15 protein-coding genes and 2 pseudogenes are annotated in these 14981 nt (G+C 37.8%); 9 read left to right on the forward strand and 8 right to left on the reverse strand.

Annotation, left to right across the window (positions count from 1 at the left end):
• Window positions 1-146 precede the first annotated feature (146 nt).
• The 7 genes from IOC57_RS21400 to IOC57_RS21430 form a co-directional block, all read right to left on the reverse strand.
• Window positions 147-1007, reverse strand: coding sequence for a DUF421 domain-containing protein (locus IOC57_RS21400; protein ID WP_207440595.1), 861 nt, complete (start codon window positions 1005-1007; stop codon window positions 147-149).
• Between the two features lie 27 nt (window positions 1008-1034).
• Window positions 1035-1241 carry a DUF1657 domain-containing protein gene (locus tag IOC57_RS21405; RefSeq protein ID WP_063596892.1) on the reverse strand — a complete coding sequence of 69 codons (207 nt, stop codon included), beginning with the start codon at window positions 1239-1241 and terminating at the stop codon, window positions 1035-1037.
• Between the two features lie 12 nt (window positions 1242-1253).
• Window positions 1254-1604 (reverse strand): stage V sporulation protein AE, encoded by a 351-nt coding sequence (gene spoVAE / locus IOC57_RS21410; RefSeq protein ID WP_063596893.1) that lies wholly within the window; start codon window positions 1602-1604, stop codon window positions 1254-1256.
• A gap of 2 nt (window positions 1605-1606) precedes the next feature.
• Window positions 1607-2620, reverse strand: a complete 1014-nt coding sequence (spoVAD, locus tag IOC57_RS21415) for a stage V sporulation protein AD (RefSeq protein WP_207440596.1) — start codon at window positions 2618-2620, stop codon at window positions 1607-1609.
• Window positions 2620-3099: a stage V sporulation protein AC gene (spoVAC, locus tag IOC57_RS21420; protein WP_207440597.1), complete on the reverse strand. Its 480-nt coding sequence runs from the start codon at window positions 3097-3099 to the stop codon at window positions 2620-2622. Before spoVAC ends, spoVAD begins: the two co-directional genes overlap by 1 nt.
• Window positions 3100-3119: 20 nt before the next feature.
• On the reverse strand, window positions 3120-3587 hold the full coding sequence (locus IOC57_RS21425; protein ID WP_110927443.1) for a YhcN/YlaJ family sporulation lipoprotein: 468 nt from the start codon (window positions 3585-3587) through the stop codon (window positions 3120-3122).
• An 80-nt stretch (window positions 3588-3667) separates the two neighbouring features.
• On the reverse strand, window positions 3668-3874 hold the full coding sequence (locus IOC57_RS21430) for a DUF1657 domain-containing protein (protein WP_048689175.1): 207 nt from the start codon (window positions 3872-3874) through the stop codon (window positions 3668-3670).
• Window positions 3875-4624: 750 nt separating this feature from the next.
• Between IOC57_RS21430 and IOC57_RS21435 the strand changes: the two genes are divergently transcribed.
• From IOC57_RS21435 to IOC57_RS21445, 3 genes and pseudogenes are all read left to right on the forward strand, one after another.
• A complete protein-coding gene (locus IOC57_RS21435) occupies window positions 4625-4921 on the forward strand; it encodes a hypothetical protein (protein WP_048689178.1) in 297 nt (98 codons plus the stop codon).
• An 808-nt stretch (window positions 4922-5729) separates the two neighbouring features.
• A pseudogene (locus IOC57_RS21440) lies at window positions 5730-7248 on the forward strand (phospholipase D-like domain-containing protein).
• A gap of 679 nt (window positions 7249-7927) precedes the next feature.
• The gene (locus tag IOC57_RS21445) at window positions 7928-8611 is read left to right on the forward strand and encodes a DUF421 domain-containing protein (RefSeq protein ID WP_048686163.1); all 684 of its coding nucleotides are present in this window, start codon (window positions 7928-7930) and stop codon (window positions 8609-8611) included.
• A 257-nt stretch (window positions 8612-8868) separates the two neighbouring features.
• Here IOC57_RS21445 and IOC57_RS21450 read toward each other — a convergent pair.
• Window positions 8869-9018 (reverse strand): annotated as a pseudogene (locus IOC57_RS21450) (Tn3 family transposase); the annotation flags it as partial.
• Between the two features lie 197 nt (window positions 9019-9215).
• Here IOC57_RS21450 and IOC57_RS21455 point away from each other — a divergent pair.
• The 6 genes from IOC57_RS21455 to IOC57_RS21480 all read left to right on the forward strand — a co-directional run bounded on the left by IOC57_RS21455 (window position 9216) and on the right by IOC57_RS21480 (window position 14843).
• Window positions 9216-9494, forward strand: a complete 279-nt coding sequence (locus IOC57_RS21455) for a phospholipase D-like domain-containing protein (RefSeq protein WP_063596899.1) — start codon at window positions 9216-9218, stop codon at window positions 9492-9494.
• Between the two features lie 518 nt (window positions 9495-10012).
• Entirely contained in the window at window positions 10013-10243 is a 231-nt protein-coding gene (locus IOC57_RS21460) for a hypothetical protein (protein ID WP_048686165.1), read from the forward strand.
• Window positions 10244-10703: 460 nt separating this feature from the next.
• Window positions 10704-12272: a spore germination protein gene (locus IOC57_RS21465; protein WP_396020873.1), complete on the forward strand. Its 1569-nt coding sequence runs from the start codon at window positions 10704-10706 to the stop codon at window positions 12270-12272.
• A 30-nt stretch (window positions 12273-12302) separates the two neighbouring features.
• The gene (locus IOC57_RS21470) at window positions 12303-13400 is read left to right on the forward strand and encodes a GerAB/ArcD/ProY family transporter (protein ID WP_207440598.1); all 1098 of its coding nucleotides are present in this window, start codon (window positions 12303-12305) and stop codon (window positions 13398-13400) included.
• A gap of 28 nt (window positions 13401-13428) precedes the next feature.
• The gene (locus tag IOC57_RS21475) at window positions 13429-14619 is read left to right on the forward strand and encodes a Ger(x)C family spore germination protein (protein WP_207440599.1); all 1191 of its coding nucleotides are present in this window, start codon (window positions 13429-13431) and stop codon (window positions 14617-14619) included.
• Window positions 14616-14843, forward strand: coding sequence for a hypothetical protein (locus tag IOC57_RS21480; RefSeq protein WP_207440600.1), 228 nt, complete (start codon window positions 14616-14618; stop codon window positions 14841-14843). Before IOC57_RS21475 ends, IOC57_RS21480 begins: the two co-directional genes overlap by 4 nt.
• Window positions 14844-14981 lie beyond the last annotated feature (138 nt).

The raw sequence follows: 14981 nt of genomic DNA on the forward strand, positions 1-14981 counted from the left end.
TTTCCCTATAGTCTACATATACATATAAAATCTCCTTTTACTGAATTACGTTTGATAAATTTTTGGGTGAATTTTCGGAGGCATATATCTGCCTCCTATGTTTTTTAGAACGAATGAAATAACCCAATGAACAACGGATCATACAATCAACTTTTTAAGATGTGGGTAACGTTATCAATCGCTTTTTGTAGGTTTTCACTGTTTTTTTCATATATCTGCTTGGCTTCTTTATTTTCTGTGCCTAGTGCAAATAATTCTAAGTCTGCTTGGCATTTTTTCATAGTCGAAAGAAGTAAAGGCCTTTCTTGAGGAGACGGTACTTGCAATATATCATCAAAAAGATCCACCGTCAGTTCTCCATAAGAATTTATTTGTCCAAGAAAGACATTTTCAATGGTGACTCCTAATTTTTCTAATTCAGTGTGTAACCAACCTCGACTTCGACCAATCGTCGCAAGTGGTTCATCCAATATTTCTCCATCCATTATGACGGTCTGAGGCTCTTTGACTGAAGCAACCACCAAGTTTAAATCCTTTGCCGTTAATGGCTGGTTCTCTTTCTTTAACATAACGGATAAATCTCCGGTTGCCTCTAATACCGCAAATTCCACATCAGACACCTGAAAAGCATCCTTCTTTCGAAGTAATGCTAACAATTCATCCGTTGTATATCTTTCCTTCTTCAAGTTATCTTCCATGATTTTTCCATCTTTGATAAAAACCGTTCCTTTCCCTTCTACAAGGTCCCGAACCATTTTGCTTTTCAAAGAAAGGATTCCAACTATAAAAGGTAGTGCGGCAGTGGTAACAATCCCTATAACCCCCACTAAAATACTTCGTTCAAGACCCGTAATCACTTCCGCCCCAATACTACCTATGGTTATACCAACCACATACTCAAAGTAAGAAAGTTGAGATAGTTGCTTTTTACCTAGCAATTTAGTTACTAAAAAAAGGATAATGAGAAACAACAAAGCCCTCAAAAATACATCTAACCAATCAGGCATTACATAACACCTCCTATATACTTTATTTTAAAACCCTTTATACTGGAATTCCTCCCTCTCCAATTCTCCCACCCTTTTTTTCAAATCTGTGACTACTTCGTTCACTACCATCATCGTTTCATGTAAGGTTTGTTTCGATTCGTTATCTTGTGTACGTAAGGCTAAACTGGATAGACTAGCTTCTACGCCTTTTAGGCTGGCAAGACATTGCTTTACTTCCGATCCGATGGTCATCTTACATCCTCCTTATCCCTTTGGTTTAAAAATCAAAGCTCCTAACATGCCGAAAATAATGGCAGATGAAATGCCAGAACTTGTCACTTCGAACATCCCTGTAAGTACGCCGACTAACCCGTGTTTTTCAGCTTCTTGCATGGCCCCGTGTACAAGTGAATTCCCAAAGCTTGTAATAGGAACAGTAGCCCCTGCCCCAGCAAAATCAATTAAGGGTTCATATAAACCTACCCCATCTAAAATAGCCCCTATTACGACAAGGGTACTTAGCGTATGTCCCGGTGTCAGTTTAAACACATCAAACATAATTTGCCCAATGACACAAATCAAACCACCTATAACAAAAGCCCAAAAATAGATCATGTCTATTGTTCACCCCCGTATTCAATCGATACCGCATGGGCGATACAAGGAATCGTTTCATTTTGCTGAAAGGATAGGGGGGATAATAAGGCCCCTGTTGCCACCACTAACATTCTTTTAAATTCACCTTTTTTCATTCGGTTTAATAAATGACCATAGACGACTGTTGCTGAACACCCCGCGCCACTACCTCCTGCCAAAACCGGTTGCCCTTCCCGATAAATCATTAATCCGCAGTCTTGATACTGATCTTCACGAATAGGGGTTCCATGCTTTTTAAATAAATCAAGGGACACTTCATGTCCAATCTGACCGAGATCCCCGGTGACAATTAAATCGTAATAAGATGGATCAATGTTTCGTTCCTTTAAATGAGCTTCAATGGTATCAACCGCAGCTGGAGCCATAGCCCCTCCCATATTAAATGGATCCGTCAATCCCATATCGATAACACGTCCGATTGTGGCAGAAGTGACACATGGCCCTACCCCGGAATTACTTAGTAAGGCCGCACCAGCACCTGTCACGGTCCATTGTGCAGTAGGTGGTTTTTGTCCACCATATTCCGTTGGATAACGAAACTGTTTTTCAACGGCTGTATCATGACTAGAAGCCCCTGTTAACAAATATTTGGCTCCGTTTGTATTGACAATATAGGCCCCTAAAGCTAATCCTTCCATGGAGGTAGAACAGGCACCAAACAACCCAAAATAAGGGGCTCCAATTGTTCGGCTCGCGAAACTGGTTGGGGTAATCTGGTTGATCAGGTCTCCTGCAAGGAGAAACTGAACCTGTTCCTTTTGAATCCCGCCCTTTTCCATGGCTTTTTGACAAGCTTCTTCAAAAAAGATTTTATGAGCCTTTTCATAAGAATCCTGTCCAAGCCATAAATCAGTATGCAAAAGATCAAAATCTTTCGCGATAGCTCCATCTGCTTCAAATGGCCCTCCCACTGTACCTGTAGAAATAATCACGGGCTTTTGTTCGAAGACCCATGTACGATGACCTTCTAACATTACAAACCACCCCACTGTATAAGAATTGTTTTAAACAAGGCAATGACAAACGCAGAAAAGACGCCAAATAGAATCACCGATCCTGCAAGTTTAAACATATTACCGCCTACCCCTAATACCAACCCTTCGGTTCGGTGTTCAATCGCTGCAGAAATGACGGCATTGCCGAAACCAGTAACCGGTACAGCCGTCCCAGCCCCTCCAAATTGAGCCATACGATCATAGACCCCGAAACCTGTAAGAAGCATCGTAATAAAAACTAAAGTCCCTACGGTTGGATTTCCAGCTGTTTGGTCCGTAAAATCAAAATAATTAATATAAAAGGCAGAAATGAGCTGCCCGATCAGACAAATAAGGCCCCCTGTTAAAAATGCTTTTATGCAATTTTTAACGACTGGTCTCTTTGTTTCCCGGTGTTTTTGAATCCCTTGATATTCTTGTTGAACTGGTGTCAATTGTTTCTTTTGTTTATTCGACATGGTCCGACCCCTCTTTCTCCTTAGGTTTCTTCTTTCATCAGACTTTTGATTTTATTAAAATCCTTTTCTAATTCCTTCCTATTGGTGTTATCCTTTTGGATTTTTTGTTCTAATTGATCAAGTTCCAAATACATTTTTGAATCGGTCGAAACCAAGATTTTATGATCCGGATAGTCTTTTTCCAAGTCTGATTTCACGTTCTTTTCGATTTTCTTTAATCGAAAACGCTCAAAGTTTTCGACTTTGATCGCTATCAATAGCTCTTTATCCGTATTCACAGCCTTCACATTCGAAATGTCTTCCTCTTTGATAACCTTCTTTTTTGCTTGATTCGCCACGGATTGATCGATTGGCTTGCTTGTATGTACCTGTGAAATACTTAAATCCTCATGGTCCTCACCAGATTGTTTTTGATTACAACCTGAACCTAATCCGATAACAGTTAGTAATAAAAGAAACATGATGAATTGGTTTATTTTATCTTTCATGAGATCACCCTTTATTTATTATCTTGAAGGTAAAAAAGGTTGGTTAACACTCAACCAACCTTCCTTCCCTAGCTTTTACATTATTGTTGTTTGTATTGGGGTTCTTCTTGTTCGACTTGTTGAATACGTGGTTCAATGGTGTCTACAACGGATTGAGTTTGTTTAGCAGCATCTTGGTAAAGTTGCTTTGCTTGTTCGTTGTCTGTACCAAGTGAAAAGGTTTCGAAGCTAGCCTGTGCACTTTTCAAACCTGCAAGAGTGGTCTTAAGGTCATTGATTACTGTCATGAATAACGCCTCCTTGTTTTTAATAAATTACTTTTTTAGAATGGCGAAAACAGAACTTTATATACATTCAAAATTTATCCATATTTTATATCCAAAACCCGTCATCAGAAGAAATTAAAAATAAATGACAAAATATAAAAGAGCAACCGTTTTATATTCACACGGTTGCTCTTTTTATTGTTATAAACGATTCCAAACTCTTTTTAAATCCAATGGGACGAATACTTTATCCCCATGTATTTCCTTATGTATGATGGGTTGTGAAAAGCATGGATCTACACTTAGCCCTTCTGTTTTATGCCTAGCTGGATTTATTCCTAAAAAATGTTTAAAGTCTTCGGGTAACTGCATAACATTAGCTCCTTTCCCCTTTTTTATTTTTTATAAAGAACAATTCTTAATATATCCATTAAGAATATTTTTATTGCTATTTTTATCAAATGAATCAATTCTTAGTAGATATTTTGAGCATAAAGCTAAGAACTTCAGAATCCATTTTAAAAAATTATGAACATCGATGTTGATTTAACCAGCCCTGATTTCATTTAGCCGGGTTTTGGAAACAAATAGAGTGCAAAATCTGAATGCCTTGCCTTACCGGGGTGACTCCCATCCACTGCTATAAAACATCATCGTGAAATTCTCTGTGATTGAAGATAAAGTTGATGCAGTAAAATTTGATTGTATAAAAAAGGTTGAAAGGGAGAAGGTAATATTGCAAGTAAAAAACCAATAGAGAGGACGATAAAAATGAATCATAATTGGTTAAGACTATTAACAGTTGTTTTTCTTTCTGCCACGATGTTAATGGGATGTAATAATACAGATGGGGATAATGATCCAGCTCCTCCTGATACAGAGGAACCAATTGAAGATCCTAACGATGCAACAGATCCGGATAATACAGATGAAAATAAAGATGATGAAGCTGATTTAGTTCCTGATTCAGAAGATCCAGATGATGATGAAGCTGATTTAGTTCCTGATTCAGAAGAACCAATTGAAGATCCTAAAGATGTAAACGACCCAGATAATACAGATGAATAATAATTTAAATAGATAAACAGCAATATGTTTTAATACCGTTTGTTTTCAAACGGTATTTTTTTTATGCTTCAAATTGAACTTTATTATATATCTAAAAAAGTTTACTTTTCCAAGGGGATAAATCTTTATCCCCAGTATTTGGAGACTACTTCTGTATGGAGAGTTACAGAGCTAAAATAATTAATAATAATACGAATAAAGGGGGTATGCCAATGGATAGTACGGATAAGGAATATATGGATAAGGATAATATCTATATCTACTCAATAATGCTCCAGCCAATAATCCAACTAATACTCCTCCAAAAAAGGGGCTAACAAACTAATTGGCCTAGTGACAGGGTAGCTGCTCTAGTCCGCAGGATTTCTTCTAATAAAGTAATTAATTGTTAAATAAGGCAATAGAAAAGAAATGACAATAGGAAAAAACAAAAATAAACCCATTGAAATTACCATGCGAGTCTAATTCATCGCAATAAACCTCTGCTTCAATAAAACAATTCCTCATATCAGCCTCATTATCCAATTCACCGAGAATATCATACACAGTCTTTTCTAAGGCATCGACAGTTGTATAGGGGATGTAGATTATATACTCGTTAGCTATGATCTCCATTTTTGTAATTATCTTTTAGGAACTGTTCGATACTTCTCTTACCTTCCCTTTACCACGTATTCGCAGCCCCATTCTTAAAATTATTTAGGGTGTCTCATGAGAAAAGGTCTATCTAAACAATTCATTCGTATTCCAAACGTATACTCGCTACATAGTTTGTATATGTTAAGAAAAAACAAGGGAGGAATTTTAGTTGGAGTGGAATTTTTATCTATACTTGTTAAATACGTTCTTTATGTTATTCATAGCAATTTGGGAAGTTCGTCGGCCAGCCAAAGCTTTGAATTGGATAGTAATCGTCCTTGTTTTGCCTGTCATTGGTTTCTTACTATATCTTAGCATATCAAATCCCAAGCTTATTCATCGTAAAAGATTGACCTCTTCTCATAATGAGTCTAATAAGTTACCTGATACATATGGTGATTCAGCATCGATAATCGCCGATGCTTTAAGGTATTTTACTGTAGGCGGGCTTCGAGTCGGCAAAGTCCAAGTACTAAACAATGGAATAGCAAAATATGAACAACTTATCGAATCCCTACAAAAAGCCAAAAAAACCATTGATCTGGAATATTTCATCTATCGGAATGACCATATTGGTAATCGCATCACAGAACTGCTGATCGAAAAAGCAGTAAATGGAGTGCGGGTTCGTTTTATTAGAGATGGTTGGGGGGAGTAAAAAATTTCCGCGTCAAAAAATTCTTCAGATGGTGGAAGCAGGGATAGAATGTCGGACAATATTTCCTTTAAGCTTTCCCTGGATTTTGTCCAATTGGAATTATCGGGATCATTGTAAGATTGTCACGATTGACAGAAAGGAATCCTTTACTGGCGGTCTGAACGTTGGGTATGAATATACAGGATTAAAGCCAGACGTAGGATTTTGGAGGGACACTCATTTGCAAATTTTAGGGGAAGCAACAGGCGACTTGCAGACTATCTTCGACGTTCATTGGAATATCGCTGTACCAGAACGGATAAAGTCAAAAACAAAATCTGAGGCAACGAAAAAGCCCACTAAAATCCCAAAATATAAATCAAAGGAAATCAATCCAACCGGCAGCATAGATCTTTCAAGATGGTCTGCCGAATTAGGATCTGAGTTATGGCCTATAGAAGGTAAAACAGACAATACCCAAACAAAGACAGGAGGATTGCAAAAAGCATACATCCATACGTTGGAAGGAAACCCTGGAATTCCTACACCAGTTATTCGGCAAGCTTACTTTATATGTATAACACAAGCGACCAAAACAATTGATATAACAACGCCCTACTTTATACCAGAAACAGATATTATTATGGCATTAAAGACAGCTGTGGCTCGTGGTGTACGCGTAAGATTACTTGTTCCTCGCCATATTGATCAAAAAATCGTGGGCTTTGCAAGTCGTACCTATTACGGGGAACTTATAGAAGCTGGGGTCCAAATCTACCAGTACGATAAAGGAATGTTACATGCGAAACTGATGATCATTGATGAGGAAATTGCAGAAGTAGGCGCAGCAAACTATGATATGAGAAGTTTTCGCCTGAATTATGAAGTGTGTCAAGTCGTGTACAGTGCTGATGTGGCAAGGGAACTCACAGAGCAGTTCGAGAGGGATCTTACTGATTCTGTATCATTAAGAATTGAAGACTTGTTGCAACGATCCCTGACCGAGCGCATTGTTGAACAGGGTTCTCGCCTGCTTTCTCCATTATTATAAGTTGATGTATCCTGTTTTTATTGTTCTATCTTAAATCTAGATTTAAAAAATTTCATTGTTTTTAAAATATTTCTGATTCATTTGAAAAAAGTCGAAAACCCGTGTAAGAAGAACTTTCAACATGGGTTTTTTTCTTATTTACGATGGAAATTCATTACTAAAAAACGGTAATACTAAAAAGGCAGCTCAAAGAGTTTGAATTCAAAAATATCTGTTACCTTTAATTGAAATATAGGGGGATATCAATAGATAATATATTTGAAAATCTTAAGGAAATACGTTTATTAGAAGATAAACCGTACCTTATAGAACTAAATGATTGGCTAAAGAATGAGTTTTTAACTTGGGAATAGTGGATACTAGTCGGTTTTTTAGTTGTGCCTTGGGTTCTATGGGCTAAACTCGTTAAACGAGACATTATTTTAGAAATTTTGTTTTTTGGTACCATAATTATCATAACAACAACCTTATTAGATAATAGTGGGCTTACAATATAGGTTTTGGGATTATCCCATTGCATTCCTACCTTGGTTCGATATTTTGAGTGGAGATACAGTTATTCATTCATATATTACATCATCGTTGGAATAGGAACTCGAGCTTTAATACTAAAACTAGCCTTTTTATCTAAACTTCAAGATCTTACTACTAAGTAAAATTTAAATTGGAGGAAAAAACTTTGGAAGAAGTTAGTATTGGTTTACTGACAATCAAAACCATCGTAGGCTTTGTCACCTTATTTTTTATCATTATCATAACAGGCAGAACATCCATCTCTCAGTTAACCCCGTTTCACTTAGTTTTTGTGTTAGTACTTGGAGATTTTTTAGGAAATACCATTTATGAAGATAAGGTAAGTACTTTTCACTTTTTATATGCCATCGGATTGTGGACGTTTCTTATGTTGGGAATAGAGTATATGACTCTAAAAAATAAATCGACACGTTCTCTCTTATTAGGCAATCCTAACATCATCATTCGGGATGGTGTCATGGATCGAAAGTTACTTAAAAAGAACAAATTGGATGTAAATCAAGTATTAAGTATACTTCGACAAAATAATGTTTTTTCAGTTCGCGAAGTCAAATACGGTATATTGGAAGCTAATGGGCAAATAAGTATATTATTAAAATCCAAGTATCAGAAACCAGACAAGCAAGACCTCAATCTTCCAGAAAGTACAGTAGACCTCCCAACATCGTTAATTATAGAAGGGGAAATTCTATGGGATAATTTGCATAAACTCGGATTTGATCAACAGTGGTTAGATACCCAATTAACTACCAATGGATATGATAATGTTAAGCGTATACTCTACGCAGATTGGAGAGAGAGTGAAGGCATACATATAAGTCCCAAATGAAATTTGTAGGATAAAAGCATATCAATTTTCTTGATAGAATATAATGTGGATTTAAAAAAGATGAACCAGAGAATCCGTTTTAAAAATTTATCTGATAGGGCGTTTGTTATTCTTTGGCCTTCCACAATCAGGCGCTTTTTCGGAGTAAGGAGTACGCTCTTTTCACGTCTAAGTGTTCATTACAAAGACCAGCTAATATCATGACAAGAGATTAGCTGATCTTTTGGTCACCGAACAGAATAATGAAAACTACGAAACTTTAGAGAACCAATATATTTGAAGTGTGGCATCAATTTAAAATCAAGTAGATGGCAAAAAGCAAAAGCAACAACACTTTGTCCATGCGTATCGACATAATTTCGGTCTACTTCCATGTCCGTACAATGACGAAGAACCCCTTCCATCAAAGGATAGCAATCTGGGAAGTTCGTCCTTCCAAGGCTTTAAATTGGATAACAATCGGACTTATTTTGCCTATCATTGGTTTCTTGCTATATCTCAGCACATCAAATCCTAAGCAATTTCTTCGGTAAAAATTGACATCCTCTCATAATAACTGACAAATTACCTGATACATATAGTGATTCAGCCTCGGTAATCGTTGATGCTTTACGGCATTTCACCGCATGGGCTTCGAATCCGCCAAGTTCAAGTACTTAACAATGGAATAGCAAAGTATGAACAACTCATCGAATCCTTACAAACAGCCCAAAAAACATTGATTTGGAATAATACATCTATCGGAACGACCAAAATTGGTAATCGAATCACAGAACTGCTGGTCGAGAAAGCAGCAAACGGTGTTCGGGTTCGTTTTGTAAGAGATGGTTGGGGAAGCAAACCTAGTAATAAAATCCTTCCAGATGATGGTTGCAGGGATTGAATGCCGGACAATATTCCCTTTCCGCTTTCCCTGGATTCTGTCCAATTGGACTTATCGGGATCATTGTAAGATTGTAACGAGTGACGCCTAGATCCTTGCCCCTACGAGATTTGTTCATTTTACAATCTTCGTATATCTTTTACGAAATGGAGTATATTAACTACGAAGGGCGAAACGCTCAGGGGCAACCGAAACTCTTCATCTCCCTGACTCTCGTCCTTCATTTTTTTCCATTCTTTGTTGGTTATATGCATCGTACCATCCATTACGTATCCAAAAATTTGTCTTGTCATCAATGAGGTAATAACTCCAATATATATATAAAAATAATTCGATAAGAATTGGCCTTAGAAGTCAATTCCTCTTTTTCCTATTTGAGCACTTCTTTTCAGGGAGAATGTCCCATTACGAACTTCCATTGCAAGTGACCTAGTAAGACTAGGGCGGTGCTTGATTGGAGAAGATTAAACATACTAGGGAAAGGTATAATTCCCACGGACTATGGAGGGGACAATAGTATGAAAACATTAGCGAAAGTAGACGAAGAATATCAGGAAATTATTCTTTTAGTAAAAGAGCCTATGAGAAGCCATCTATTGATTGAGTTAATGACCGAAATGGAAAGGGAATACCATATCCCTATGATAAGTACTGAAGATTGGGAAATTAAAAATAAACCAGTTATTGCATTATATAGAAAGATCAGTTTAAGCATAAACTTAAATTCTCATATTTATTTCGATGGTTAAATAAAAGTCCTTTTTCGAGTGCCACTTCTAACGGTGGTATTTTTTTGTTCAGTTGTAACTTTGTAATAATGTTCAATGAACAAATAAATCTTTTTATTTTTATAGTTCAGTTACCATAACACTTCTTAGAATAAGTAATTAATTAAAATCCTTTCGTAAAGTGTACTTTTACGAACATAGTTAATTTCCAACCCAGCCCATTTAGTTAGTTACAAAAAAGAACCCATTTCATTAAGAAATGGTTCTTCCTAGGCGGAAATATCTAAGGAGAAAGCTGGGGTAACATACCAGCATAATAATTCAGAAATATAGGTTTTTTATATCCTCATCGAATAAAGCCATTTAATTATTACTCACGACTTCTCTATTTGGATATACTCCGTTTAGGTATAAATATACTCACATAAAACAAAACTATAAAGAATGGTGTTTTTTATTGGGATGGGAAAGGATGACCATGATGAATCATTTGTGGCGGAAATCGTTGAAATCTAAAATGGCGAAAAAAACTCCAACAGTGGGACAATTCAAGCAAGAACAAGATCCGCTATTTGATAACTTGGCTAATAACGAAAACAAGTTCCGCTCTATATATAAAGATTGCTCTGATGTTATCTTTCGTCCTTTTTTCATAGGTGGAAAAGATAAATCCATTCTACTTTACATTGAAGGTTTGTCAAACATTGAAGAAATAGATGACAATGTACTTTCTCCACTTATGCAGAACACTGAGGAGGAATTCTACAACGTTAATAGTCTGATCGAAAAGAAAATATCTGTTTCCAATGTGAAAGAAATCAAAACATTTTCTGAGTGTATACAGGAAATCTCCTCGGGAAATCCAGTGATACTGGTAGATAAGAGGAAAACGGGCTTTTCGTTAGGCCTCTCAAAATGGGAAAAACGTTCAGTTGAGGAACCATCAGCTGAAATGGTCGTCAGGGGACCACGTGAAGCATTTGTGGAAACCTTACGGGTAAACACTTCCTTACTTCGAAGAAAAATAAGAAGTCCTGAACTAAAAATGCAATCAATTGAGATAGGTCGTTACACCAAAACAAAGGTTGTTATCGCGTATATGGAAGGAATTGCAGATAGGACTTTAATAGAAGAAACCCAAAACCGGCTAAGCCGAATTGAAATTGACGGAATATTGGAAAGCGGAGTGATACAAGAGCTTATTGAAGACAACCCATCATCCCCCTTCCCTCAGGTTTTAGCGACTGAGCGCCCTGATGTAGTTACCTCAAACCTTCTTGAAGGACGTGTGGCCATCTTAGTAGATGGCACTCCTTTTTCTATCGTTGTGCCTTCAACTTTTTATTCTTTACTGCAATCAAGTGAGGATTATTATGAACGATTCTTGATTGGGACGGCTATTCGATGGCTTCGTTACCTTTTCCTTGTGATTTCACTGTTCCTCCCTGCCTTGTATGTAGCGTTAATCACCTTTCACCATGAGATGATTCCGACGAACCTTTTGATTAGTATGGCTGCCTCTCGAGAGCATGTTCCATTTCCTGCTCTCGTTGAAGTTTTAATCATGGAAGTCATGTTTGAAGCGTTGCGTGAAGCAGGGTTACGACTTCCCAAACAGATCGGGGGTGCAGTAAGCATTGTCGGGGCTCTTGTCATAGGTGAAGCTGCTGTTTCCGCGGGAATTGTCTCTGCACCAATGGTTATAGTCGTTGCGATTACAGGCGTCGCCTCTTTTACGATTCCACGGTATCCGGCAGCAATCGCGATGCGTATGCTTCGTTTTCCAATGATTCTGCTTGCCGGGACACTAGGGATGCTTGGAATTATGCTTGGGACCATCACAATAATTGTCCACTTATGTACGCTTCATTCCTTTGGTGTACCGTATCTTAGACCAGTAGCTCCGTTAAAAAGTAGTGAGTTAGAAGATGTGCTTTCACGTTCCCCATGGTGGAAGCTAAATCCAAGGACTCAATCAACAGGGGAATACAATAAATATCGACAATCCAATGGGCAGATGCCTAATCCAACTAGTAGGGGTAAAGAGTAGCAAATCTTTTATGTATTGAGGTGATACGGAATGATTGAAAAAGGAAGGATTAGCGCTTTGCAGATGGCCATCATGATCTATCCGACGATTATGGCAACGGCTATCCTCTTAGTGCCAGCCATTACGGGTAAATTCGCAAAACAAGACATGTGGTTATCGCCAATTTGGGCCTCTTTCGCGGGTTTTCTTGCTGTCTATATTGCACAACAATTGAATAGGCGCTTTCCGGGGCAAACAGTCATCCAATATAGCGAGAAAATTTTAGGATGGATTCCAGGAAAAATTATCGGGTTTGTTTTCCTATTCTTTTATTTACATACAAATGGAATTGTATTAAGGGAGTACGGGGAATTTGTCGTTGGGAATTTTATGACAAAAACCCCAATGGTCGTTGTAATTGGAAGCATGGTACTTGTCTGTGCCTTTTCCATACACGGGGGTCTTGAAGTAATAGCGAGAAGTGCAGAATTTCTTGTTCCGGTGGTTATTATATTGCTTCTAGTCATCTTTATATTACTTATCCCAGATTTAGAACCTAAGAATTTATATCCTGTCATGGAGAAAGGAATTATGCCTTCTCTGATGGGAGCTGTTGTTCCATCAAGCTGGTTTACCGAATTCTTTCTCATCTCTTTCTTACTCCCATTTTTAGATAAAAAAGAAAAAGGATTGAAATGGGGCATAATCTCTGTGTTTGCTGTGATGCTTACTATGTTGGTAACCAATTTGTTTTCTCTTTTTTTATTTGGGGGCATTACAGCTACTTTTACTTATCCATTCATGAGTGCTGCCCGGTATATAAACCTAGCCGATTTTCTCCAACACCTTGACTCTATAGTGATGGCGATTTGGGTCTCTGGTACGTTTATCAAAATTTCAGTCTTCTATTATGCCATTGTAATTGGTACTGCTCAATGGTTAAATTTATCTGATCACCGGCCAATCGTTTTTCCGCTTGGTTTCCTATTAGTTCTAGTCAGCATTTGGTCGACCCCGAATTTACAGGAACTCATTCATTCATTGAGCACTACTTGGCCTTTTTATGCCATTTTCATTCAAACGATTATACCTATTGTATTGTTGTTGCTTGCTGTTCTGTGTAAAAAAACTTCTAAAAAGCCCAACTAATCAGCTGTGTGCCTGAAAGGGGAAAATGATGAATACTATTTCTTTAACGAAAGCAGTAAAATTAATGCTCACTTTTTCAATTTGTTCATCTACCCTCTTGCTTGCAGGCTGCTGGGATCGAGTAGAAATCAATAACTTAGGAATTGTTTTGGCAGCAGGACTTGATAAAACCACTGACGATAAGTTTGAGATTTCTGTACAAATGGCTATCCCTGAAGCGATGGGAGGAGGACAAGGAATGGGGGGGGGGGAAGGCGGAGGAGGGAAGATGGTGATCGTTGAAAAAGCAACGGGTACTACAATTTTCGATGCCATGTCACTACTTCAGGAAAAGTTTTCGCGCCGTATTTTCTGGGGACATAACCAGGTAATCATCATTGGCGAAAAACTGGCTAAAGCAGGGATTCAGAAGCACATTGATTTTTTCGCACGTTACCCAGATTCACCAATCAGAGCAAATACATTTGTCACTGACGGAGAAGCCATAGATGTTTTGAAAGCTATTCCTGATTTAGAGAGAAGTTCAGCAGAGGTTGCAAGAGACCTAGCAAACTTAAAAGTGGGAATGAGTGTAACCGTGAAAGACTTGTTGCAGATGTTAAGTGGCGAGTCGGAAGCAGCTGCACTTCCTTGGATAGAGGTAGAACAGGAAGGTCGTTTAAGTGTGAACGGAACGGCAGTTTTTAAAAAAGATAAAATGGTAGGGAGAATCGACGATAAAATAACAAGGGGATTATTATGGGTACGCAATGAAATCGAATTATCTGCCGTAACCGTTAAGCCAAAAAAAGGTGCTGAAGACCATATTTCATTCAATCTCCTTCGTTCCCGTACGGAGCTGATCCCGAAAATTGAGAACGGGAACTGGATAATGACGGTTAAAATTGAGACGGAAGATGATGTAGTGGAAAACGAGACAAAATTAAATCTTATGAATCCAAGGATTGTGAATAAGCTTGAAAGGCAATTAGAACTAGAAATTGAACAAAGAATTCGAATAATGCTTGAACAACTTCAAAAAGAGATGGAAGCAGACATTTTGGGTTTTGCCGAGGCGTTTCACCGTCAATATCCAGATCAGTGGTCCAAAGTAAAGGATCAGTGGGGTGAGAAATTTCCAGAAATAGAGGTTGAAATCAAAAGTAAAGCGTATATAAGGAGACCAGGAATGTCTACTTCACCGCAAGGAGTACCGGAAAAAGAGGTGATAGGAAATTGAGGTTGGCTTCAGTGTTCGGTATAACCGTCGTTGCTATTCTTATGACGCTATATGAATGGCAAAAAATGAATAAGGATCAGAAGAAGGAAAAACGGGCCTTTGTGACATTGACAATGGCAGGATGGCTGCTAGCCGTCCTTCTCGTTTTCTTTCCGGATATGCCAGGACCCACTCACTTGATGGATGTGATTTTTAAGCCCTTAGGCAAGCTTTTGGAAAAGTAATGTTAAAAGGGAGAAATAAATTTGTTTGAAAAAGGGGTAGCGTCAGGAAAGTGCGGATTTACAACGCTAAGGAAATGTCACCAATTAAAAAAGCCGATTTCCATCTCAAGGAATCGACTTTTTTAGTTATTCTTAATC

The sequence above is a fragment of the Bacillus sp. SD075 genome, assembly GCF_017355165.1.
Taxonomy (GTDB): domain Bacteria; phylum Bacillota; class Bacilli; order Bacillales; family DSM-1321; genus Peribacillus.

What these genes read in the sequence shown, in the direction of transcription:
- spoVAD (WP_207440596.1), bottom strand. Translation starts at nt 2,620, where the DNA reads ATGTTAGAAGGTCATCGTACATGGGTCTTCGAACAAAAGCCCGTGATT.
- IOC57_RS21425 (WP_110927443.1), bottom strand. Translation starts at nt 3,587, where the DNA reads ATGAAAGATAAAATAAACCAATTCATCATGTTTCTTTTATTACTAACT.
- IOC57_RS21435 (WP_048689178.1), top strand. Translation starts at nt 4,625, where the DNA reads ATGAATCATAATTGGTTAAGACTATTAACAGTTGTTTTTCTTTCTGCC.
- spoVAE (WP_063596893.1), bottom strand. Translation starts at nt 1,604, where the DNA reads ATGATCTATTTTTGGGCTTTTGTTATAGGTGGTTTGATTTGTGTCATT.
- IOC57_RS21455 (WP_063596899.1), top strand. Translation starts at nt 9,216, where the DNA reads ATGCTTTACGGCATTTCACCGCATGGGCTTCGAATCCGCCAAGTTCAA.
- IOC57_RS21460 (WP_048686165.1), top strand. Translation starts at nt 10,013, where the DNA reads ATGAAAACATTAGCGAAAGTAGACGAAGAATATCAGGAAATTATTCTT.
- IOC57_RS21475 (WP_207440599.1), top strand. Translation starts at nt 13,429, where the DNA reads ATGAATACTATTTCTTTAACGAAAGCAGTAAAATTAATGCTCACTTTT.
- spoVAC (WP_207440597.1), bottom strand. Translation starts at nt 3,099, where the DNA reads ATGTCGAATAAACAAAAGAAACAATTGACACCAGTTCAACAAGAATAT.
- IOC57_RS21465 (WP_396020873.1), top strand. Translation starts at nt 10,704, where the DNA reads ATGAATCATTTGTGGCGGAAATCGTTGAAATCTAAAATGGCGAAAAAA.
- IOC57_RS21400 (WP_207440595.1), bottom strand. Translation starts at nt 1,007, where the DNA reads ATGCCTGATTGGTTAGATGTATTTTTGAGGGCTTTGTTGTTTCTCATT.
- IOC57_RS21430 (WP_048689175.1), bottom strand. Translation starts at nt 3,874, where the DNA reads ATGACAGTAATCAATGACCTTAAGACCACTCTTGCAGGTTTGAAAAGT.
- IOC57_RS21405 (WP_063596892.1), bottom strand. Translation starts at nt 1,241, where the DNA reads ATGACCATCGGATCGGAAGTAAAGCAATGTCTTGCCAGCCTAAAAGGC.
- IOC57_RS21470 (WP_207440598.1), top strand. Translation starts at nt 12,303, where the DNA reads ATGATTGAAAAAGGAAGGATTAGCGCTTTGCAGATGGCCATCATGATC.